The sequence below is a fragment of the Marinimicrobium sp. UBA4209 genome (assembly GCF_002381585.1).
GTDB lineage: Bacteria > Pseudomonadota > Gammaproteobacteria > Pseudomonadales > Cellvibrionaceae > Marinimicrobium > Marinimicrobium koreense.
In genome coordinates, this window is record NZ_DFTP01000034.1 from 34,096 (window position 1) to 35,268 (window position 1,173).

The 1,173-nt window shown below is 58.6% G+C and carries 1 protein-coding gene; it reads right to left on the minus strand.

Going from position 1 to position 1,173, the window contains the following annotated elements; translation table 11 throughout:
• Positions 1-1,121, minus strand: a 1,121-nt coding sequence (locus tag B3187_RS05115) for a dockerin-like protein (RefSeq protein WP_286804912.1), incomplete at its 3' end; no start/stop codon positions are given.
• Between the last annotated feature and the right edge of the window lie 52 nt (positions 1,122-1,173).

Genomic DNA, 1,173 nt, shown 5'->3' on the forward strand with positions numbered 1-1,173 from the left:
GCACAGTGACGATGACCGCCGTTCTCCGAGTAGGCTATATTGGCTTCGACGCCCAGGGCACGATAGATCTCCCTCGCGGCTGAGGTTCCTATATAGGCCGGAATGGGGCCCAACCAGTCGATGTCGTTATCCAGCACCAGTAGGCCGCGCGGTGCTACCAACCCCATGAGCTGGTGTTGATCGAAGGGGAGGCGGGTGACCTTGTTGTTCCCAAACTCACTGCCGAAACCGGCCCGAAACCAGGGCTGTTCACCGGCGGCATGACTCAGGGTCTGAACGTTAACACCTTCCTCCGCCATGGCCTGAGCCACTCGCCAGGCGACCGCACCACCGGCGCCGGACTCCTGGGGAATGGTCAGTGCGACCCGCTCATCCAGTGCTCCGGCCAATAAGGCGCCCTTGCCATTACGAGAGCAGCCGGTAACGGCCAAGCGGTTCGCCGCTATCAACCCTTCATCCGATTCCTGTAGCACGTCGATCAGTCGGCTCACGCCCCAGGCCCAGGCGGTCATGGAACTGGCACTGTGGTCCTTGCCGTACAGGTCGTAAAACAGACCATTTCCTCGTGAATTCTCGCCACTCTGGGTGCCCAGCTCATTGTTATCTACACTGATAATCGCCACGCCTTTGTCGGACAATAACTCGCTGTCCAGCGTAGCGGGTCCGAGGGTGATGATGGCCGGGTAGGGCGCCTGGCCAGCGTTGGGGAGCGTCACCGGGGCGTTGAATTCTATTGTTTTGCCTTGATGGTGGACAGTCACAGTAACGGATTTCGCGGAAACACGGCCACTAACCCGCTCCGGCTTACCGGGTTTGATTCCCGATTCATAATGCTGTACCTGGTGCAGGGTTTCCTGGCGACGGCAGCGCCACTGGTCCCGCTCGGTAATGCGGTGTCCATCCAACCCCAGAAACGGATCGGGTAAGGTCTTGATGACCTCCATGTTGGAGGCGTCGGGCAGTGTAGGTACAGGGCAGCCTTCGCCTGAGTTTTCGGTAGTGACAGGGCGACGCTCACTGGAGCTTTGCATCGTTCCACCGCCCGCACAGGCATTGAGAAGGCTGAACGAGAGTGTCAGGGTGGCGAGGCTGGAAACCATCGACTTTATTTTATGATTCATCAACACATCCTATTGTTATCCCCAAAGGGTTGTTCGGCGACAATTACGGTGG